Below are 19,737 nucleotides of genomic sequence, written 5' to 3' on the forward strand. Positions count from 1 at the left end.
CAACGGCGCACTAGGACGGAGAGACACCGGCCCACCTGCGTCGAAGGAGACACGAGGATGGCACGTTCGTCGACACTGCTGGCGGTACTCGCCCTGACCGGGGCGGTGGTCCTCGTCCCCTCCACCCCGGCGGTCTCCGCCGTCGAACCGGAGCCTCCCGTCCCGGTCGCGGAGCCCGACGTCCAGGCCGAGCGGACGTGGACCAGCGGCTTCGCCGGGAACGCCGGCAACGGGTCGGCCACAGTCCACGACGACGGCTCCGTGACCATGACCGCGGTCGACGGCAAGATCGCCGAGTCCGAGGACGGGTTCCTGTACTACTCCACCGAGATCGACGCCTCGACCGAGAACTTCACGCTCACCGCCACCTTCCACGTCGACGAGGCCTCGGCGGTGGACAACCAGGGCGGCTACGGGATCATCGCCGTCGACTCCTTTCAGCCGGGCAGCAAGAACCACCGGTACTTCAACTCCGCGGCCTCGACCTTCGCCCGCCAGACCGACCCCGTCTCCGGCGAGTTCCGCTACGGCACACCGGGCGGCCGGTTCGTCTCCGGCTACACCGACCCGTCCGACGTCGCCTCGACGGCGCGCTCGATGCGCGACTCGGCGGCCTTCGACTGGGACTTCAAGTCCGACCTCCAGACCCCCACCAACACCAACCCGCCGAAGATCGAGGAGGGCGACACCCACACCCTGACGCTGCGGAAGTCGAACACCGGGTTCCACGCGTGGATGGACGGTGCCGTCGAGGACGAGGTGATCGCCTACTCCCCCGAGATGCTCGAGCAGCAGAGCACCGGGACCATCACGGTCGGCGTGTTCGTCGGGCGCAAGCTCACCGTCACCGCGAGCGACATCACCCTCACCACCGTCCACCCCGACGACGACGACCCCGCGACCGAGCGCCCCTGGACCGTCCTCGAGCCAGACGTCCGCCTCGCCTCGACCGCGACCACCTCGGCCTCCGTCTACGACGCCTGGTTCACCTCCGCGCTGCGCGGTCACCTGACGCTGCTGCGCCCCGACGGCGAGGTCGTCGCCCAGGACCTGCCCGTCGAGAAGGTGGTGCCGACCGTCGTGCCGGTGCCGCTCGACGACGGCACCAACCACCTCACCGCCGTGTTCACACCCCTCCCGGCCGCGGAGCAGGACCTCGGCGACCACGTCCGACTGTCCTCCGAGGACCCCGTCCGCCGCGAGGTGACCATCGAGGTGCGCCGCTACGGCGTCCCCGGTGACGCGCTGCACGTCGCCCCGGACGGCTCTCCCGACGGCCTCGGCACGCGGGCGAGCCCCCTCGACGTCGCGACCGCGGTCGCCTACGCACAGCCCGGCCAGCAGGTCGTCGCGCGTGGCGGGACCTACCGGCCGACGAGCAAGATCCTCGTGGACCGCGGCAACGACGGTCGCCCCGGCGAGGAGATCTGGTTCATGTCCGCGCCGGGCGAGCTCGCCGTCTTCGACCTCTCGGCGTCACCCGACGGGGGCTTCGACCTCCGCGGCGACCACTGGCACTTCTATGACCTCGAGGTGACCGGCGCCCAAGGCCGCCAGAAGGCCTTCGCGATCTCGGGCCACCACAACGTGGTCGAGCGCCTGCACACCCACCACAACGGCAACACCGGCCTGCAGATCACCGGCTACGACACGGAGCCGCGGTCGATGTGGCCCTCGCACAACCTCGTGCTGTCGAGCGAGTCGCACCACAACATGGACCCGCAGCGCAACGACGCCGACGGCTTCGCCGCGAAGCTCACCGTGGGGCCCGGCAACGTCTTCCGCTACTGCATCTCGCACCACAACGTGGACGACGGCTTCGACCTCTACGCCAAGTCGACCCTCGGGCCGCACGGCCCGGTCCGCATCGAGCACTCGGTCGCGTACCGCAACGGGTACCTCACCGACGACCCCGACGAGCAGTCGCCCCAGAGCGGCAAGGGCTTCAAGCTCGGCGGCGAATCCATCCCGCTGATGAACGAGCTCCACAACTCCGTCGCCTGGCACAACGTCACCCAGGGCGTCGCGAGCAACTCGAGCCCTGACGCCGTGGTCACCGACGTCACGACCTACGACAACCACGCGAACAACCTCACCCTGTCCACCTCGACGCACCCGACGACCGACTACCGGGTGAGCGGGTTCCTCTCGGCCAGCCCGCGCGGCGCGGACGTCGTGTCCCTGCGAGGCCAGGACGACACGGTCAGGACGGCCACCTCGAACTACCTCGACGGCCGCAACGTCGCCGGGACAGCGGTCGACGACTCGTGGTTCACCAGCGTCGACACCACGGTCCGGCCGACGATCGCGGACGACGGCTCCGTCGACCTGCACGGCCTCTTCGAGCTCACGGACGCAGCCCCTGCCGACACCGGCGCCCGGCTGCTGCCCAACCCCGACCCGACGGTCGTGGTGGTCGGCCCGGAGCCCGGAGCAGGCTCCGAGCCGGTCGATCCCGTGGAACCGGTCGACCCCACCGACCCTGAGGTCCCTGGCGACGAGGGCCCCGGTGACGAGGGCCCCGGCACCGAGCAGCCCGGGCAGCCGACCACCGAGCCGGTCGACCCCGCCGACCCGACGGTCCCGACAGCTGTGGGCGACGGAGCGGGACGCGGCGGCGCCACCGTCGACGTCGCGGACGGGACGGCGGCCGCAGACGGCCGCGCCCCCCGCCTGGCGGCCACCGGCACCTCGCCCGCCCCGGCGGTCGCGGGCGCTGCGCTGCTCCTGCTCGGGGCCTCGCTGCTCGTGCTCCGGTCCGCCCAGCACCGGCGCGGCTAGGCTGGGCGGCGGACCATCTGGGAGGACCGACCATGACCGAGCCTGGGGCACGTGCCCGCGTCGACACGTGGGTGTGGTGCGTGCGCCTCTTCCGCACCCGGACGCTCGCGGCGGCCGCCTGCCGCGCCGGCCACGTCCGCGTCAACGGCGACCGTGCCAAGCCGGCGACCCCGGTGGGTGCGGGCGACGAGGTCCGGGTGCGCGTCGACGGGCTCGAGCGGGTCGTGGTCGTGACCCGGCCGATCACCCGGCGCGTGGGGGCCGCTGTGGTGCCCGACTGCCTGGTCGACCACTCCCCTCCGCCGCCGACGAGGCTGGACACCCCGGCCGTCCCGGTCCGCGACCGGGGCGCCGGGCGTCCCACCAAGCGCGAGCGCCGCGAGATCGACGCCCTGCGCGGGCGCGCCCTCGACTGAGCAGCGAGGGACGGTATCGTCGCGCGGGTGACCGTGCTCATCGACGCCCCGCTGTGGCCCGCCCACGGGACCCTGTGGTCGCACCTCGTCTCCGACCTGTCGGTCGACGAGCTGCACGACTTCGCGGCCCGGGCCGGGATCGGCCGGCGTGCCTTCGACCTCGACCACTATGACGTCCCCGAGGCGCGGTACGCCGAGCTGGTCGCGCTCGGTGCCGTGCCGACCGACCGTCGCGAGCTGCTCCGGCGGCTCGCCGCCGCGGGGCTGCGCGTCCCGGGGTACGCGCGTCCTGCCGCCAAGCGCTCCGCCCTCGCGGCCCGCTGGGAGGCTCTGCTGCCGGGCGCGCGCCACGTCGGCGACGAGCTGCTCGACCGCTGGTCCGAGCCGCACCGCAGCTATCACGGCACCGAGCACCTGACGCACGCCCTCGACTCGCTGGTGGTCCTCGACCCCGACCGCCGTGCACCGCGCAGCGTCCCGCTCGCGCTGTGGTTCCACGACGCCGTGCACGACGGCGCCGCGGGCGACGACGAGGCGCGCTCGGCCGCGCTCGCCGAGGACCTGCTGGCCCCGCTGACGTCCAGCACGGGCAGACCGGTGGTCTCCGCACCCGAGGTCGCCGAGGTCCGCCGGCTGGTGCTGCTCACGGCGCACCACGGGCCCGACCCGGACGACCACGAGGGTGCGCTCGTGAGCGACGCCGACCTCGCGGTCCTCGGCAGCGCTCCCGACAGGTACCTGCGCTACACCGAGCAGGTCCGGCGCGAGTACGCGCACGTCCCCGACGAGGTCTTCCGCCCGGCGCGGGCCTCCGTGCTCGAGCAGATCCTCGCGGGCGGGCCCGTCTTCCGGACCGCGGTCGGCACGGAGCGCTGGGAGGCCCCGGCCCGGCGCAACGTCGCGGACGAGGTCCGCCGGCTGCGCGCCTGACGACGGCTAGATCGCGCCCCGCAGGGCTGCGCCGAGCTCCCGGCGGTTCTTCACGCCCGCCTTGGCGAACACCCGCGACAGGTGCGAGTCGACGGTGCGGACCGACAGCACGAGGCGCTCGGCGATCTCCCGGCTGCTGAGACCGCCGGCTGCCAGCCCCGCGATCTCCTGCTCCCGTCGTGTGAGGGTCACGGAGCGCTGGGTCGGGGGCAGCCACACGCCGCACTGGCCGAGCTCGTGGGAGGCCACGAGGAGCAGGTGCGGGTCGCCCGAGGCCATGGCCTCGACGTGCGCGGTCAGCGCCTGGGCCCGGCGGCCGTCGACCTGGCTGACGAGCTCACGGGCACGCTCCACGAGGTCGGTCGCCCGGGACATCCGCCCGTCGCCGTAGTGGGCCACGACCGCGCGGTGCACCGCGTCGAGCTCGACCCGGTTCAGGCCGCGCTCGCGCGCCCAGACGGCGAGCTCGAGCGCCTGCTCCGAGTAGGCGGGGTCACGCAGCCACCCGCTCGCGTCGAGGCGGACGAGCCGGACCTCGGCCTGCATGTACGACCCGTACAGGCGGGTCGGGACCTGCCTGGCGCGGTCGAGGAGCTCGCGCCCACCGGTCGTGTCACCCGAGGCGAGCGCCATGACGGCCTCGGACACCAAGGACATCGCCGAGAGCCCGATGACGTCGGACAGCGCGAGCTGGGCGTTCGCCGCGTGGAGCTCGTCGCGCGCGTGCGACCACCGTCCGCGCAGCGAGGCGACCCCGCCGCGCAGCATGCGGTTGGCCGTCGGGTCCACGTTGAAGGGCACGTCGGGCTCGTCGAGGGCCGCGACGATGGACTCGGCGAGGTCCACCTCACCGAGCCCGACCATGGTGAAGTACCCGACGCTGAAGATCTCGGCCACGGACCAGGGGCGGGTGTCGGCGTGCGCCTGGGCGACGCCGAAGAACCGCTGGGCGAGCGCCTGCGCCGCGAAGAGCTGCCCGCGCTGCGTGAGGTCGAGGAGCAGCAGCGGGACGAGCGGGAGCACGTCGGGCGAGTACGCGGAGGGCCCCTCGAGGAGCGCGGTGCACTCGTCACGGCACTCGCCGAGGCGCATCGCGCTGCCGAGCACGGTGATCCGGGCGACCTGCAGCCGGAGCTCCACCCGCGCGGGCAGGACCTCGCCGAAGAGCGCGGTCAGCTCGGTCCGCAGGCGCGCGACCTCGTCGAGCGCGGCCTCGCTGTCGCCGTGCTGGTGCTGCTCGATGCCGACGACGATGTCGCTCACGTCGGCGAGCAGCGCCGCGCGGACGTCAGGGTCGAGGTCGGTGCGGCTGACCTCGTCGCGCAGCTCGTCGATGTCACGGACGGCCCGTGCGCTCTGGTCGAGGTAGTACCAGGCGAGAGCGCGGCCGTGCAGCAGCCGGAGCCGGACGGGGTCGCGGGGCTCGGTGACGCGCAGCGCGTTCGTGGCGACCCGCACCGCCGTCTCGCACTGGCCTGCCATGAGAGCGCCCTGGAGCGCACCGGTGATCCGCTCGGCGGACTCGCGGACGCCGCAGGCGAGGGCGGTGTCGACCGACTCGACGAGGACCGCCCCGCTCTGCTGCTCGAGGTCGTCCTGCACGTCACGGAGCTGCTCGAGGTCGAGCCTGCGACGCGCGGTCGACGTCGTGGCCCGCAGCACCTGGCCGTACACGAGGGCGCAGCCCAGGTGGGCAGGGCCGGAGCCGGCCGAGCCGGTCCCGTGCCGTCCGGACGCGACGAGCCCCTCGGCGACGAGGTGGTCGACCGCTGCCGACGGCACGATCCGCTCGAGGGTGTCGCGGTCGACGGTGCCGGCCGTGGCGACCAGCCGGAGGGCCTGGCGCTCCACAGGGCTCAGGCTGCCGAGGTCGTGCTCGACGAGGTGGGTGAGCCGGTCGCCGACGGGAGCCTCGCCCGACCACACCCAGACGTCGCCGTCGCGGCGGACGGTCCCGTCGACGAAGGCCTCGACGGTCGTCTCGACGAGGAGCAGCGGGTTGCCCTGGGTGGCGAGCCACATGTGGTGCAGCACGCGCTCGGAGACGGGGCCGCCGAGCGCCTTGCGCAGCCAGCCGTCGACCTGCGGCTTGCTGGCCCGGCGCAGGTCGATGCGGTCGACCGCGCCGTCCTTCCACATCTCGAGCCAGGGGCTCTGCGAGGCGCGGTGGCTGCGCATGGTCGCCACGAGCTGGAGCTCGTCCTGCCGCGCGAGCCCGGCGAGGACCCGGGCGCTGAGCTCGTCGAGGAGGTGCGCGTCGTCGAGCCGGACGATGACCCGCCGCCCCGCAGACATCGCACGGAGCGCGTCGAGCACCACGCGGCGCACCACGCCGACGGGAGCGGTGACCGGCACGTCGACGTCGGGCAGCACCGCGAGCAGCGCACCGAGCGGGACGTGCGACTCGGCGCGGCTGGCGCCCACGCTGATCCACACCGGGCTGCCGCTCGCCTCGGGGCCCGCGTCCCGCGCACCCGGGCCCGCAGGCGCGACGGCGTAGAACGCGTCGGACTGGGTGAACCGGTCGAGGAGGTGGGTCTTGCCGACACCCGGCTCACCGCAGACGAACACGCTGCGGCCCGCGACGAGGGCGGTGGCGAGCTGCGTGCTCTCGTCCTCGCGGAGCAGCACCGTGCGTCGGACGCCGGCCGCGGTCACGTCGAGACGGGAGGCTGCGGTGCTGTACGACCATCCGGGTGCGAGGACAGACGTCGTCATGGTCAACCTCCGGCTCGGGCCGCGCGGGTGCCCCTGTAGTTCGCTGCACAGACCTTATCGGCAGGCAATGGGTACTTGGTCCCATCACCCCGAGACTTCACCCGCTCCTGCGGTCGCGGCGAGACAGACCCGTGCGAACGCGCGGCTGCGCACGAGACCGGCGGGAGCGGGCGAACTTCGGCCCACGGCCCACAACTACGTAGCGACTACCGATGCCGTGCCCGGAGCGCGGCTCTTAACGTTGCGGCGAAGCGTGCCCCAGTCAGATGCCGACGACCTGTCGACCGGCTCGAGACCACGGGCGGTCCACCACACGAGGAAGAGGAAGAGCTCCGTGCCTACCTACACCGCGCCCGGCGTCTACATCGAAGAGATCCCGTCGTCCCAGAAGGTCCTCTCGTCGGCGCCCACCGCCGTCGCAGCCTTCGTCGGCTTCACCGAGCGCGCGCCGCTCGACGACCCGACCGACCCCGAGGGCCTGGCCCCGAGGCTCGTCACCAGCTGGACCCAGTTCGAGAAGCTCTACGGCGGGTTCGTCGAGGGCGCCGTGCTGCCCCTGTCCGTCTACGGGTTCTTCCTCAACGGCGGCAGCCTCGCCTACGTCGTGCGCATCCCCAACGTGCAGCCGGCCGGCGAGCCCGCCCGCCTCGCGCTGCCGGCCGTCGACCGTGCGCTCGGCCTGCCGATCGCGGTCGAGAGCATCGAGCCCGACGCGAACATCTCCGTCGCGGTCGAGACGGTCGAGCCCGACGAGGACGTCGACGGCCCCTCCGCCTTCACCATCCGGATCCTCGAGGGCGACGAGGTCGTCGAGAGCTACGAGGACCTCACCATCGGTGGGGCCACCGACGCCGCGACGGTCATCAACAAGACGTCGACCCGCGTCAAGGTCGAGGTCACCCTCGAGGCCAAGACGGACCTGTCGAGCCAGCTCGAGATCCTCAAGCCCGGTCTGTACCCGCTCGAGAAGGCCGCCCCGGTCTCGGTGCCCGTCTCCGGACGCAAGTTCGCCGGCTCCGAGAACGCCCGCACCGGCATCAACGGTCTGGCCATCGCCGAGGACGTGACGATCGTCGCGGTCCCCGACCTGGTCACCGCCGCGACCCGCGAGGACGGCACCCTCGACCTCGACCTGTGGAAGGCCGTGCAGACCGCGCTCATCGCGCACTGCGAGCTGCACCCCAACCGCATGGCCATCCTCGACGCCCCTCCCGGCTTCGGCCCGCAGCAGGTCAAGGAGTGGCGCACCGAGACCGCGCAGTACGACTCGGCCTTCGCGACGCTGTACTACCCGTGGATCAAGGTCGAGAACCCGGTCCCCGGCGCCACCCAGGCGGACGTCCTCATCCCGCCGTCCGGCCACGTGGCCGGCGTGTGGGCCCGGACCGACGACGCCCGCGGCGTGTGGAAGGCCCCGGCCAACGACACCATCCGCGGCGTGCTCGACGTCGAGCGCTCGATCACCCAGAACGAGCAGTCGATCCTCAACCCGCTCGGCATCAACGCGATCCGGCCCTTCGGCACCCGCGGCATCCGCATCTGGGGCGCGCGCACCCTCGCCTCGGACACCGACTGGCAGTACATCAACGTCCGTCGTCTGTTCAACATGATCGAGTCGACGATCCTCGAGGGCACCCAGTGGGCCGTCTTCGAGCCCAACGACGTCACGCTGTGGGAGGGCGTCAAGCGAACGCTCACCGGCTACCTCCACGGCCTGTGGCAGTCGGGCGCACTGTTCGGCGCGAGCGCCGACCAGGCGTTCTTCGTCAACTGCGACTCGACGACCAACACCCCCGAGTCGATCGACGCGGGCAAGCTCGTCGTCGAGGTGGGGATCGCGCCGGTCAAGCCGGCCGAGTTCGTGATCTTCCGCATCAGCCAGAACAAGCAGACCGGCAGCTGACCTGCGGCACGACCGCCGCAGACCAGGGGCTCCCCGAGGGTCCCGGTCTGCGGCGTCCGTGCCCGGCCACGCCGCAACCGACCGCCCCGACGCAACGCGCCGGGGCCACTGAGCACCGCACCAGCACGTCACCCCGCACCGCACACCGACCCGAGGAGTCACCGTGGCCGCAGGCCTGTTCACCAACGACCCGATCATCGCGCAGAACTTCTTCCTGGAGATCGACGGATCCGTCATCTCCTCGCTCACCTCCGTGACGGGCCTCGACATCGAGGTCGCGGTGTCGACCACCCGTCAGGCCGGTGCCGGCGGCGTCGCCGAGGCCATCAAGGCCATGGGCACCCGGACCCTCGCACCGGAGATCACCCTCGTCCGCGTGGCACCGCTCGACTCGCCCAACGACAACATGTGGAAGTGGTTCAACGAGGTCCGCGGCTCCGGCCTGGCCGCGACGGACCGCGCCGCCCAGCGCAAGAACGGCTCGATCGTCCTCTACGACTCCGCCAAGAACGAGGTCGCCCGCTTCAACTTCTTCAGCGCGTGGCCGTCGCGCATCGCGACCGACGGGCTCTCCGTCGACTCCAGCGAGGTCGTCAAAGAGACCATCACCCTCCAGTGCGAGCGTCTCGAGCGCGTCAAGTGACGCTCCAGACCCGCTTCACGTTCACCCTGCCGCGCGGCTACGTCGACGGGAGCGGCACGCTGCACCGTGAGGGCACCATGCGCCTGGCGACGGCTCGCGACGAGCTCGAGCCGCTGCGCGACCCCTCGGTCGACGGCCCGGACGACCCGCGCCTCACGGTCGTCGTGCTCGCGCGCGTCATCGAGTCGCTCGGCTCGCTCGAGCTCGTGACGACGCACGAGGTCGAGAACCTCTTCGCGGCAGACCTCGCGTTCCTGCAGGACTTCTACGGTGTCATCAACTTCGGCACGCAGGAGGAGTACGAGGAGCTGCTCGCGCTCCAGCGCGACGCGCTCGCGCCGATCCGTCAGGCACCTGCGGCGCCTGCTGCCACGGCGGCACCGACCGACGCTGTGCCCGGAGAGCCCGGAGTGCCGGCCACCGGTGACGACCAGGCGGGCAGCGCCCCGGCGCCGCAGCAGCCTGCGGTGTCCGCCTCGGTCACCTACGCGCGCCGGACCGCCGTCGAAGAGATCCCGCAGGACGTGCGATAGCTCGATGCTCCGTTATCCGGCAGAAGCCCTGTGGCAGGAGATCGCGTACCTCGCGTACCACCTGCACTGGACCGTCGACGACCTCCTCGACCTCGAGCACCTCGACCGGGTCAGGATGATCCGAGCGGTGTCCTCGTTGAACGAACGCGCATGGGAGGCCGTCCGTGAGAGCGTCTGAGATGGAAGCCCTCGGGGGCGAGCCGACCACGGTCGGCCTGTTCCTCTTCGAGGTCGACGGTGTGCCCATCGGCACCTTCCGCGAGGTCAGCGGGCTGCGCCTGACGGTGTCGGTCACCGAGCACGTGGAGGGCGGCCAGAACGGCTACACCCACAAGCTGCCCGGTGTGCTGCGGTGGCCCAACCTCGTCTTCACCCGTGGGCTCGTCGAGTCTGACGCGCTCTTCACCTGGGTGACGAGGTCGTCGGGCGAGGGCTTCGCCGCGAACGACAGCACGCTCACCCGGTCGACCGGCGCGGTCACCGCGCTCAACCACTCCGGCGACCGGCTGCGCGCGTGGGACCTCGACGGGGTCTTCGCGGTGGGGTGGGAGGGGCCGAGCTTCAGCGTCGACTCCGAGACCCAGCCGACCGAGCGCCTGGAGATCGCCCACAACGGCTTCCGCGCGAGGACGCCCTCATGACCGGCGCGACGGTCCCGGAGGCGGGGACGACGGGTGGGACAGGCGTCGGCGACCTCGCCACGCCCGGGCTCGTCGACGGCTCTGGCCCCGGCGACGGCACAGCGGCGGCTGGCCCGTCGCCCGTCTTGACCCTCCCGAGCTCTTTCGACGCCCGCTTCCGGACAGGCTTCGTCGGACGGGTCGGCGCGGACGCGATCCTCTTCGTCCGCGCGGTCGCCCGTCCGGGCACGCTCCGCGGGGTGGGATCGACGACCCCGCTCACCCGGCGCACCGCGCCCGTCCCGGTGCAGCCCGTGCGCCCCGGGAGCGTCGCCGCGCCGCGGTGGTGGAGCCCCGGGCAGCGGTCCGCGCAGCCTCTCGCGTCCGCCGCGCCGGCCGCTCCTGGAGCACCCGCCCAGCAGCAGCCCACGAGCTCCACCACGACCACCGGCCAGCAGGCGCACGCACCGAGCAAGCGCCTCGTTCCGCCCGCACGAGGCCCGGCCGGCGCCGCAGACCAGCAGCGTCAGCCCGCGAGCGCGACGACCCCGTCCGGAGCTGCAACGTCCGCCGCGGCAGGAACCTCTCCTGCTGCTGGGTCCCCGCTCGGCGGCTCTGCGCCGTCGAGCCCTCAGCCGACCCGCACCGGCGCGTCTGCAGCCCAGGCAGCGGCTCGCCCGCTCGTGCCGGCCGCGACGGCCGCCACGGCCGTCGGCGCTGCTGTCGCCGCACCCGCTCTCGCTGCGCCCGGCTACGCCCGCCCCGCCCTCCCGCAGCGCAGCGACGTCACGGCTCCGCTCCCGCGTCGTGGGCTGCCGACCGTGGTGCGGCGCGTCCCCGACGAGAAGACCTGGAACCCCGGGACCTTCTCCCGGACCGCGGTGCCGCAGGCGGTGCCCATGCGGCTGCCCGACGAGGTCCGGGCGGCCGGGTCGATGGTCCTGCCGCACGACCGTCGACGTCGAGACCTGCCGCGCCAGGCCGAGCCCGGACGGTCTGAGCCCGCACCGGGGAACTCCCCGGGAGCCGGACCGAGGCCGCCCGCCGCGGGGACGCGCGCGGCAGCCGGCTCCCGAGAGCCTGGACGGATCACCCTCCCCCCACGCGCGAGCACGCCGTCGCCCGACAGCGCCCGGACGAGGTCGGCGTCGACCGGCGGTGCGCTGGCCGGGGCTGCCCTGCTCGCGGGTACCGCGACCGCTGTCGCCACCTCGCCGTCGTCTCGACCGCTCGCTGTGCGTCGTGCCCTCGCGGCCCGTGAGGCGTCCGACCGCTTCGCCGAGCTCCGGCGCGAGTCCCGCGAGCGCCTGCTCCGCAACCGTGCGCGGGCCGAGGCCCCGGCGGAGGAGTCGCCAGACGGCTCGCGTCGCCGTCGCGCCGGCGGGCTGATGCTGCGGCGGGGCCCGGCTGGCAGGTCGACGGTCGCGCTCGCCGCGGTGGCCCCGGTCGTCGGGGCCGCTGCGGTCGCCGCTGCGCTCCGTGCTTCGCACGACAGGTCGCCGAGCCCTGCTCCGGCGTCTCGTCAGGAGGCGGCCGAGCGCGAGCCCTCCCGTCGTCGGGCCCTACCCGTCGTCCCCGTGCTGCGTCGGACCGCTGCTCGTCGCACGGGTGAGGTACGCCCCGCGGCGCAGCCGCGCCCTGCCCCGGCGCTGCGCCCGGCGCTCACCCGCCGCACCGCGCTGGTCCCGCGTCCCACGCCGGTCGCGCGGCCCGTCGCCGTCCCGAAGGCCACGGCTGGTCGTCCCAGCACCGCGCTGCGCCCGACCTCTCCGACGCGCCCTGCGTCGCAGGCGCGGACGGTCGTCCCGGCACGGACGGCTGCCGTGGTCGGTCTGTCGGTTCCCGCGTCGCGCCGTCGCGGCGTGGTGCCGCTCGTGGCACCGGCACGGACCCTGCGCCTGGCCCCGCCCGCGGTCGTCGGCGCAGCTCGCGTGCTGCCGGTCGCGGCGGCTCTGCTGAGCACCCGGACCCTGCTGCCGGCCGTGGGTCGGCTCGAGCCGGCCCGGACGGCGCGTCCGGGCCTGGCGCGCGCGGTCCCGGGCCGCAGCACCCTGGTCTCCCCGGCCCGGGTGGTCCCGCCGCGGACCGTGCCGGTCGCGGTCTCCCGGGTCGTCCCGGCGCGCAGCACGCCGCTCCCGGCCGCGCGCGTGGTGCCGGCACGCAGCGCACCCCTGGCGGCTGCCCGCGTGGTCCCGGCCCGGACCGCGCTCGTCTCGGCTCCCCGCGCCGTGCCGACCCGCGGCACGCCGGTCTCGGCCGCTCGAGCAGTCCCCGCTCGACGGGTGCTGGCACCCGTGGCCCTCCCGACGCGACCCGCCCCGCGGGTCCATGCCTCGCCCCCGGCTCTCACCGCCCGCCGGACCGCGGTCCCGAGCGCACCCCGCGCGGTCCCGAGCCGACGGCTCCTGGCACCCGTCCCGCTCCCGACGAGCCCCGCACCCCGCGTGCAGCCGGCGGTCCCGCCGTTCCCGGCCCGCCGTGCGGCTGCGCCCGGCGCACCGCGCTCGGTCCCGACGCGACGCGTCCTGGCGCCCGTCGCCCTCCCGGCACGGCCCGCGCCCCGCGTGCATCCCGCTGCCCCCGCGCCGGCGGCACGCCGCACCGTCGTGCCGGTCGCGCCGCGCCTCGTCCCGGGCCGGCGCGCCCTGGTCCCCGTGCCGCTGCCGCTGCGCCCGGCACCACGCGCGCTCCCGACGTCCCCCGGACGCGCAGTCCCGGCGGCGCGCGCCCACACCCCGGTGGCACCGCTGCGCGGTCGGGCCTCGCTCGCCCCGCAGGCTGCACCCGTCGCCCCGCCGGCGCGCAGGACGCACACGGCCATCCCGCGGATCATCACCGCGCCCGCGGCGACCACACCTCCGGTCGTGGTGCCCGTCGCCGCGCGGCGGCCGGCGTCTCTCGCCCCCGCGGGACCGGCCCTGGTCCCGACCGCCGTCGTGAGACCCGCGGTGGCCGCCCGGCCGGCGCCCGCTGCCGCCCCCTCGCCGCCCCCACGCCCGGCGGTGGCAGAGGCTGCGTCCATGGCAGCGCAGCTGGAGATCCTGCGCAAGCTCACCGGGAAGCCGCTCGGCGCCCCGTCCGAGCCTCGGCCCGAGCGCGAGCCCCTCCCGGTGCCTGCGCCACGGGCCCCGGCCGAGCCCGACCCCGCACCCGTGGTCGACCAGGCAGCGGTCGTCACCGAGATCCTCGCCCGGCTCGACTCGCGGATCGCCGCGCGGCTCGACGACACGCTCGCGCGGACCCTCGAGGACCGCGTCCTGCGGCGGGTCGAGGACCGCCTGCTCGACGAGTCGTCCCGCCACAGCTCTTCCTTCACGACTGGAGTGTTCTGATGTCTGCACCGGAGAAGGCCTTCATCGAGATCGAGGGCGGCACCCGAGTCCCGTGCCTGTTCAACCCGGCCCAGCTCACCATCAGCCGGCGCAACCGGTGGACGGGCAACCCCGTCGCCGGACGGGGCGTGCCCACGCTGCGCTACGCCGGCGCGATGCCCGGCAGCCTGTCCGTGGACCTCTTCTTCGACACCACGTCGACCGGGACGTCGGTGGCCGAGCACACGAGCAAGATCCTCGCGATGATGGACATCGACACGTCGCTGCCCGGCACGGACGAGTCCACCAACAACGCACGCCCGCCGTACCTCACCTTCCACTGGGGCGACACGCACTCCTTCAAGGCCGTCGTCGCGGACCTCGCGCTCACGTACACGTACTTCTCGACGACCGGCATGCCGCTGCGCGCCTCGCTCGCCCTCGTGCTGCAGCAGTACGAGGCGGTCGACTCCTACGGCCCGCAGAACCCGACGTCGGGGACCCCGCAGCCGCACCGGGTGCACCGGGTGCTCGCGGGCGAGACCCTCGACCGCATCGCGGCCCGCTACTACGGTGACGCCACGCGCTGGCGGACCCTCGCCTCGGCCAACACGGTCTCCGACCCGCTGTCGCTGCGGCCCGGGTCGCTGCTGTCCGTGCCACGGCTCGAGGACGTCTGATGACGCCTGCCGCCGCAGCGCCCCCGCGCCCGACCGGCGTCCACCTGCGTCCCACCGTCACCCTCGACGGACGCCCGCTGTCCCTGCGCCTGCAGGAGGCGCTCACCGAGGTACGGGTCGACCGGGCCGTGCGGTCCGTCGGCTCGTGCCTGCTGCGGTTCGCCGACCCCGACTACCAGGTCGCCCGGACCGGCGCGCTGGTGATCGGACGGGCCGTCACCGTGAGCGGCCGGCGCGACACCGCGCAGTCGCAGGGGACGAGGCTGTTCACCGGCGAGATCACCGGGGTCGCCCTCGAGAACGACGGGCGTGGCAGGGCCGAGCTGCTCGTGTCCGTCGCCGACCACGCCCACCGGCTGGGGCGCGCCAGCCGGACCACCGCGTACCTCGAGACCAGCTACCAGGAGATCGTCACGCAGGCCTGCCGTCGCAGCAGCCTCGCGACCGGCGAGGTCGGCACCGGCCCTCTGCGCCCCTACGTGCTGCAGGCCGGCACGGACCTGGACCTCGTCAACGAGCTGAGCGGACGGCTGGGGCACGACTGGGCCGTCGAGGGCACGGAGCTGAGCATGTGGGACCCCCAGACGCGGCTCGGCGGACCTGTCGCCACGACGCTGACGGTCGGCACCGACATCACCGAGCTCTCGGTCCGCCTGACGTCGTCCGCCGCGGAGAAGGTGACCGTGCGCGGCCGCGACCCCAAGCTCGACGAGCTCGTCACGGCGGACCGCACCCGCACCAGCCACGCACCGGCCGAGCTCGCACGGCTGTTCTCGTCGATGTCTCTCGGCTCGGTCACCACGCTCGACACCGCGAGCAGCCCGATCTCCTCGCAGGAGGCCGGCGAGCTCGCCGACGCCGTGCTGTCGACCGACGGCGACGTGGTGCTCCGCTGCCGCCTGCGCTTCGAGCCGGACCTGCGACCCGGGCGCACCGTGGCGATCACGGGCGCCGGCCCGAGCGACGGCACCTACTACGTCCGGGAGGTGGTGCACACCTTCACCGAGAGCGAGGCACGCACGCAGGTCGTCGCCGGCGACAAGCCCCGCACGAGCCTGCGCGACGCCCTCGGTCCCCGGGGGCGCGCGTCGTCGGGCTTCACCCACGACGGCCTGGTCATCGGCACCGTCTCGGACGTCGACGACACCGATAACCTCGGCCGGGTCAAGGTGACCTTCCAGATCCTGTCGTCCGAGGTGACCTCGGACTGGGCGCGCGTCGCGTCGGTCGGGGCAGGGTCGGGCCGCGGGATGCTCTCGCTCCCCGAGATCGGCGACGAGGTGCTCCTCGGCTTCGAGGGCGCCGACGTCCGCCGCCCCGTCGTGCTGTCCGGCCTGTACGGGCCGAAGTCGCCGCCCCCCGGCGCCGCCACCGCCCAGAAGGAGGGCAGCATCCTCAACCGGGCGATCACCTCGCGGCTCGGGCACGTCGTCGAGCTCGGCGACGGGACGGCCGACGCCGACCAGCACGTGCTGCTCGCGCTCGCCGGGCGCACCCACCGGCTGCGGCTCGGCAAGGACCGCGCCGAGATGGTCGTCCCCGACGGCGTCCCGCTGTCCATCACCTCAGGGGCCTCGACGATCAGCATCGACGCCTCGGGCGCGGTCAGCGTGACGGGCAAGACCGTGACCGTCACCGCCGACACCAAGCTCTCCCTCAAGGCCGCCGAGATCGAGATCGCCGCGACCGCCAAGGTCAGCGTCTCGGGCGCCCAGGCCGAGCTCGTCGGTCAGGGCACCACCACCGTCAAGTCCTCCGGGACCACCTCGGTGAGCGGAGGGATGGTGATGATCAATTGAGCCAGGGCACCCACGACGTCCCGTCGTTCATCGGTCGCGGCTTCTCGTGGCCGCTCTCCGTCGACCACACCGGGTCGATCCGTCTCACCGACGGCGCCGACGACCTCGACCGGTCCATCCAGGTGGTGCTGCTCACCGCCCCGGGCGAACGGCTCATGCGGCCCGAGTTCGGCTGCCGCATCTGGGACCTGCTGTTCGAGCCGGTCAACGCGAACCTGCTCGGTCTCGTGTCGCAGGCCGTCCGCGAGGCGCTCGCCCAGTGGGAGCCGCGGATCGCCGTCGAGGAGGTCCGGCCCGTCCAGGACCGCGGGGACTCGTCCCTCGTCCACATCGAGATCGTCTACCGGGTCATGGCGACCAACGACCGCCGCAACCTGGTCTACCCCTTCTACGTGATCCCCCGCGAGGACTCCTGATGCCGATCCCCCCGCCCAACCTCGACGACAGGTCCTTCCAGGACATCGTCGACGAGACCAAGCGCCTCATCCCCCGGTTCACCCCCGAGTGGACCAACCACAACGTCTCCGACCCCGGGGTGGCGCTCATCGAGCTCTTCGCGTGGATGAGCGAGATGGTGCTGTTCCGGGTGAACCAGGTGCCGGAGCGGCTGTACGTGCACTTCCTCAACCTCGTGGGCATCGAGCCCTTCCCTCCCTCGGTGGCGCGCACCGCCGTGACGTTCTGGCTGTCCGGCCCGACCGACCGCGAGGTCCCTGTGCCGGCCGGCACCGAGGTCTCGACGGCCCCGACGGCCGACGGCGCCTCCGTCGTCTTCACGACCACCGAGCCGGGGCTCGTCGTGCCGCCGGTGCTGCGGCACGTCCTCACGGGCCGGGCCGGCGAGGAGAACCTCCAGGACGGCTGGGACGACCTCGCGTACCCCGGCACCTCGCTCACCTGCTTCACGTCGACCCCGCTCGCGCAGGACGACGCGCTCTACCTCGGCTTCGCCAGCCCCGTCGCGTCGCACGTGCTGCGCCTCACGGTCCGCGCGCACGCCGAGGGCATCGGCGTCGACCCGCGCAACCCGCCGCTCGTGTGGGAGACGTGGGACGGCGAGGTCTGGGTGCCCGCGACCGTCCACGAGGACACCACCGGTGGTCTCAACCGCGACGGCACCGTGCTGCTCGTGGTCCCGGCCGAGGCCCAGCCGCTCACCCTCGCCGGCGCGTCGGCGAGCTGGCTGCGCGCCCGGCTGGTCCGCCCCCTGCCGGGGCAGCCGACCTACCAGGCGTCACCCCAGCTCGAAGAGCTCACCGTCACCGCGGCCGGCATCACCGTCCTCGCCGAGCACGCCTCGGCGACGCCCGGCGAGATCCTCGGGCGCTCGACCGGCGTCCCGGGCCAGACCTTCGCCGTGGCGCACTCCCCCGTCGCGCGCCGCCGCGGCGAGGAGCACGTGCGCGTCGTCGGCCACGAGACCTCCGAGGCCTGGACCGAGGTCACGGACTTCTCCGCGTCCGGCCCGACCGACAAGCACGTGGTGTGGGACTCGATCACCGGGGAGGTGCGGTTCGGCCCGACCATCCGCTACCCCGACGGCGCCCGGGTCCAGCACGGCGCCGTGCCGCCCGACGGCGCGCAGGTCCAGGTCACCCCGTACCGCCACGGCGGCGGCGCCACGGGCAACGTGGGCCCTGGCACCCTGACCTCGCTGCGGGCCACCGTCCCGTTCATCGCGCGAGCCACCAACCTGTCCCCCGCGACCGGCGGAGTCGACGCCGAGACCGTCGACGAGGCGAAGGTCCGCGGGCCGCTCACCCTGCGGACCGGCGAGCGAGCCGTGACGGCCGGCGACTTCGAGCGCATCACCCGCGAGGCCTCCGTCGAGGTCGCCCGCGCCGTCTGCCTGCCCCGCACCGACGGTGCCCCCGGGGCCGTCCGCATGCTCGTGGTGCCCCAGGTCCGCAAGGACCCGCGGGACCACCGTCTCGACGACTTCGCGCTGTCCGCACCGCTCGTCGAGACCGTCGCGCAGGCGATCGAGTCCCGCCGGCTCGTCGGGTCGTCGGTCGAGGTCGGCACCCCGTACTACCAGGGCGTCAGCGTCGCCGTGCTCGTCCGTGCGCTTCCCGGACGCTCCGCCCCGCTGCTGCGCCAGCGCGTCCTCGACACGATCACCCGCTACGTCAACCCGCTGCACGGCGGCCCGGAGGGCACCGGCTGGCAGCTCGACACCGACCTCACGGCGTCGGCGGTCGCGCAGCTGGTCGAGCCCATCGAGGGCGTCGAGCGCATCGACGAGGTCGTCCTGTTCGACTACGACCTGCGCAACGGCGCCCGCGTCGGGGCCGGGCGCGACACGCTGCGCCTCGCTCCCGACGCGCTGTTCCTGTCGGCCGAGCACCGCGTCGTGGTCCGGTGACCGCCCGATGAGGCGACCCGACTGGCTCGTGGGGCAGCTGCCGCCCGCGATGCTGCAGGAGGACTTCTTCCGGCGCTTCGTCGAGATGTTCCAGGCGCAGGCCGACACCCTCATGGCCCACGCGGACGACCTCGAGCACCTCGCCGACCCCGGGCTCGCCCCGCCCGAGCTGCTGCCGTGGCTCGCGTCGTGGATTGGCCTGGAGTCCGTGGACGGCGCAGGTCCTCCCGCGATGCAGCGCGAGGTGCTGCGCACCGCCGCACGCACCCTGGCGTGGCGCGGGACGCCCGCCGGGCTGCTCGCCATGCTCGAGCTGTTCAGCGGTGCACCCGCCGTCCTCGAGGACGGCGGCGGGGTGTGGCGCGAGGGCGAGAGCCCCGCGGACACCGCGTGGGTCGTCATGCGGGTAGCCTCGACCGGCAACCTCACCGAGCGGGCCTTCGCCGACCTCGTCGCCGACGAGGTCCCCGCGCACGTGCGCGCCGAGCTCTGGGTCGACGACCGGCTGGTCTGGCCGCGCCAGAGCGCGCCGACGACAGCGCCGCTGTCCGTACCGCAGCCCCCGACGGAGACCTGAGCACCGATGCAGAGCACCCTCGTCACGTGCCCCGAGTGCGGGGCCACGACGCACATCACCAGCGGACGCCGGGACGCGAGCGACTTCTGCCCCGCCTGCGACTTCCCCCTGTTCTGGGCGGGGACGACCGTCGAGGTCCGCGACGCCGCCCTCGACACCGACGACGCGCTGCGGCGCCTGCCGGGCACCGACGGACGCGGCCTCGCCTACTCCGTCCCCTGCCCCGTCTGCGGTGAGCTCAACCTCGCCACCGCCGTGCTGTGCCTGCGCTGCGCGTGCAGCATGACGCCGCCCCCGGAGCCCGTCCCGGTCCCCGTGCCCATGCCCGTCCCGGTGGTCCCCGAGCCGGAGCCCGAACCCGAGCCGGCCTCGCGGTGGCGCTGGTGGGTCCTCGTCGGCGTGGCCGTGGTCGTCACGACCGTGGTCGTGGTGGTCGTCCGGCTCGTCTGAGCCGGACGACG

At 74.0% G+C, this 19,737-nt stretch carries 16 protein-coding genes; 15 read left to right on the top strand and 1 reads right to left on the bottom strand.

The window, feature by feature from the left end; all coding sequences use genetic code 11:
* The first annotated feature begins 57 nt into the window (after positions 1-57).
* From SKED_RS12995 to SKED_RS13005, 3 genes are read left to right on the top strand one after another with little or no spacing between them, the layout of a single operon-like run.
* Positions 58-2,781: a right-handed parallel beta-helix repeat-containing protein gene (locus tag SKED_RS12995; RefSeq protein ID WP_012867621.1), complete on the top strand. Its 2,724-nt coding sequence runs from the start codon at positions 58-60 to the stop codon at positions 2,779-2,781.
* Positions 2,782-2,813: 32 nt separating this feature from the next.
* A complete protein-coding gene (locus SKED_RS13000) occupies positions 2,814-3,197 on the top strand; it encodes an RNA-binding S4 domain-containing protein (RefSeq protein WP_012867622.1) in 384 nt (127 codons plus the stop codon).
* Positions 3,198-3,224: 27 nt separating this feature from the next.
* Positions 3,225-4,127, top strand: a complete 903-nt coding sequence (locus SKED_RS13005) for a DUF4031 domain-containing protein (protein ID WP_012867623.1) — start codon at positions 3,225-3,227, stop codon at positions 4,125-4,127.
* A gap of 6 nt (positions 4,128-4,133) precedes the next feature.
* On the opposite strand, the gene SKED_RS20340 is transcribed toward SKED_RS13005, so the two are convergent.
* Positions 4,134-6,845: a helix-turn-helix transcriptional regulator gene (locus SKED_RS20340; protein WP_012867624.1), complete on the bottom strand. Its 2,712-nt coding sequence runs from the start codon at positions 6,843-6,845 to the stop codon at positions 4,134-4,136.
* 334 nt (positions 6,846-7,179) lie between these two features.
* On the opposite strand from SKED_RS20340, the gene SKED_RS13015 reads away from it, so the two are divergent.
* From SKED_RS13015 to SKED_RS20350, 12 genes are all read left to right on the top strand, one after another.
* Positions 7,180-8,748, top strand: a complete 1,569-nt coding sequence (locus SKED_RS13015; RefSeq protein WP_012867625.1) for a phage tail sheath family protein — start codon at positions 7,180-7,182, stop codon at positions 8,746-8,748.
* A 163-nt stretch (positions 8,749-8,911) separates the two neighbouring features.
* Positions 8,912-9,391 (top strand): phage tail protein, encoded by a 480-nt coding sequence (locus SKED_RS13020; protein WP_012867626.1) that lies wholly within the window; start codon positions 8,912-8,914, stop codon positions 9,389-9,391.
* The gene (locus SKED_RS13025) at positions 9,388-9,924 is read left to right on the top strand and encodes a hypothetical protein (RefSeq protein WP_012867627.1); all 537 of its coding nucleotides are present in this window, start codon (positions 9,388-9,390) and stop codon (positions 9,922-9,924) included. The genes SKED_RS13020 and SKED_RS13025 overlap by 4 nt, the downstream gene beginning before the upstream one ends.
* Positions 9,925-9,928: 4 nt before the next feature.
* Entirely contained in the window at positions 9,929-10,102 is a 174-nt protein-coding gene (locus SKED_RS20345; protein WP_012867628.1) for a DUF6760 family protein, read from the top strand.
* Positions 10,089-10,565, top strand: coding sequence for a phage tail protein (locus SKED_RS13030; protein WP_217167876.1), 477 nt, complete (start codon positions 10,089-10,091; stop codon positions 10,563-10,565). The genes SKED_RS20345 and SKED_RS13030 overlap by 14 nt, the downstream gene beginning before the upstream one ends.
* Positions 10,562-13,876: a hypothetical protein gene (locus tag SKED_RS13035; RefSeq protein WP_012867630.1), complete on the top strand. Its 3,315-nt coding sequence runs from the start codon at positions 10,562-10,564 to the stop codon at positions 13,874-13,876. The genes SKED_RS13030 and SKED_RS13035 overlap by 4 nt, the downstream gene beginning before the upstream one ends.
* The gene (locus SKED_RS13040; RefSeq protein ID WP_012867631.1) at positions 13,876-14,535 is read left to right on the top strand and encodes a CIS tube protein; all 660 of its coding nucleotides are present in this window, start codon (positions 13,876-13,878) and stop codon (positions 14,533-14,535) included. The genes SKED_RS13035 and SKED_RS13040 overlap by 1 nt, the downstream gene beginning before the upstream one ends.
* A complete protein-coding gene (locus SKED_RS13045; RefSeq protein WP_012867632.1) occupies positions 14,535-16,334 on the top strand; it encodes a phage baseplate assembly protein V in 1,800 nt (599 codons plus the stop codon). Before SKED_RS13040 ends, SKED_RS13045 begins: the two co-directional genes overlap by 1 nt.
* On the top strand, positions 16,331-16,750 hold the full coding sequence (locus tag SKED_RS13050) for a GPW/gp25 family protein (RefSeq protein WP_012867633.1): 420 nt from the start codon (positions 16,331-16,333) through the stop codon (positions 16,748-16,750). The genes SKED_RS13045 and SKED_RS13050 overlap by 4 nt, the downstream gene beginning before the upstream one ends.
* A complete protein-coding gene (locus SKED_RS13055) occupies positions 16,750-18,699 on the top strand; it encodes a putative baseplate assembly protein (RefSeq protein WP_012867634.1) in 1,950 nt (649 codons plus the stop codon). The genes SKED_RS13050 and SKED_RS13055 overlap by 1 nt, the downstream gene beginning before the upstream one ends.
* A 7-nt stretch (positions 18,700-18,706) precedes the next feature.
* Positions 18,707-19,276: a phage tail protein gene (locus SKED_RS13060; protein WP_012867635.1), complete on the top strand. Its 570-nt coding sequence runs from the start codon at positions 18,707-18,709 to the stop codon at positions 19,274-19,276.
* A 6-nt stretch (positions 19,277-19,282) separates the two neighbouring features.
* The gene (locus SKED_RS20350) at positions 19,283-19,726 is read left to right on the top strand and encodes a hypothetical protein (protein WP_012867636.1); all 444 of its coding nucleotides are present in this window, start codon (positions 19,283-19,285) and stop codon (positions 19,724-19,726) included.
* Positions 19,727-19,737 lie beyond the last annotated feature (11 nt).

The organism is Sanguibacter keddieii DSM 10542 (assembly GCF_000024925.1).
Taxonomy (GTDB): Bacteria; Actinomycetota; Actinomycetes; order Actinomycetales; family Cellulomonadaceae; genus Sanguibacter; species Sanguibacter keddieii.

Bases quoted from the DNA above. Each gene is read 5' to 3' on its own strand.
- SKED_RS12995 (WP_012867621.1), top strand. From the start codon at position 58: ATGGCACGTTCGTCGACACTGCTGGCGGTACTCGCCCTGACCGGGGCG.
- SKED_RS13000 (WP_012867622.1), top strand. From the start codon at position 2,814: ATGACCGAGCCTGGGGCACGTGCCCGCGTCGACACGTGGGTGTGGTGC.
- SKED_RS20340 (WP_012867624.1), bottom strand. From the start codon at position 6,845: ATGACGACGTCTGTCCTCGCACCCGGATGGTCGTACAGCACCGCAGCC.
- SKED_RS20345 (WP_012867628.1), top strand. From the start codon at position 9,929: ATGCTCCGTTATCCGGCAGAAGCCCTGTGGCAGGAGATCGCGTACCTC.
- SKED_RS13035 (WP_012867630.1), top strand. From the start codon at position 10,562: ATGACCGGCGCGACGGTCCCGGAGGCGGGGACGACGGGTGGGACAGGC.
- SKED_RS13040 (WP_012867631.1), top strand. From the start codon at position 13,876: ATGTCTGCACCGGAGAAGGCCTTCATCGAGATCGAGGGCGGCACCCGA.
- SKED_RS13045 (WP_012867632.1), top strand. From the start codon at position 14,535: ATGACGCCTGCCGCCGCAGCGCCCCCGCGCCCGACCGGCGTCCACCTG.
- SKED_RS13055 (WP_012867634.1), top strand. From the start codon at position 16,750: ATGCCGATCCCCCCGCCCAACCTCGACGACAGGTCCTTCCAGGACATC.
- SKED_RS13060 (WP_012867635.1), top strand. From the start codon at position 18,707: ATGAGGCGACCCGACTGGCTCGTGGGGCAGCTGCCGCCCGCGATGCTG.
- SKED_RS20350 (WP_012867636.1), top strand. From the start codon at position 19,283: ATGCAGAGCACCCTCGTCACGTGCCCCGAGTGCGGGGCCACGACGCAC.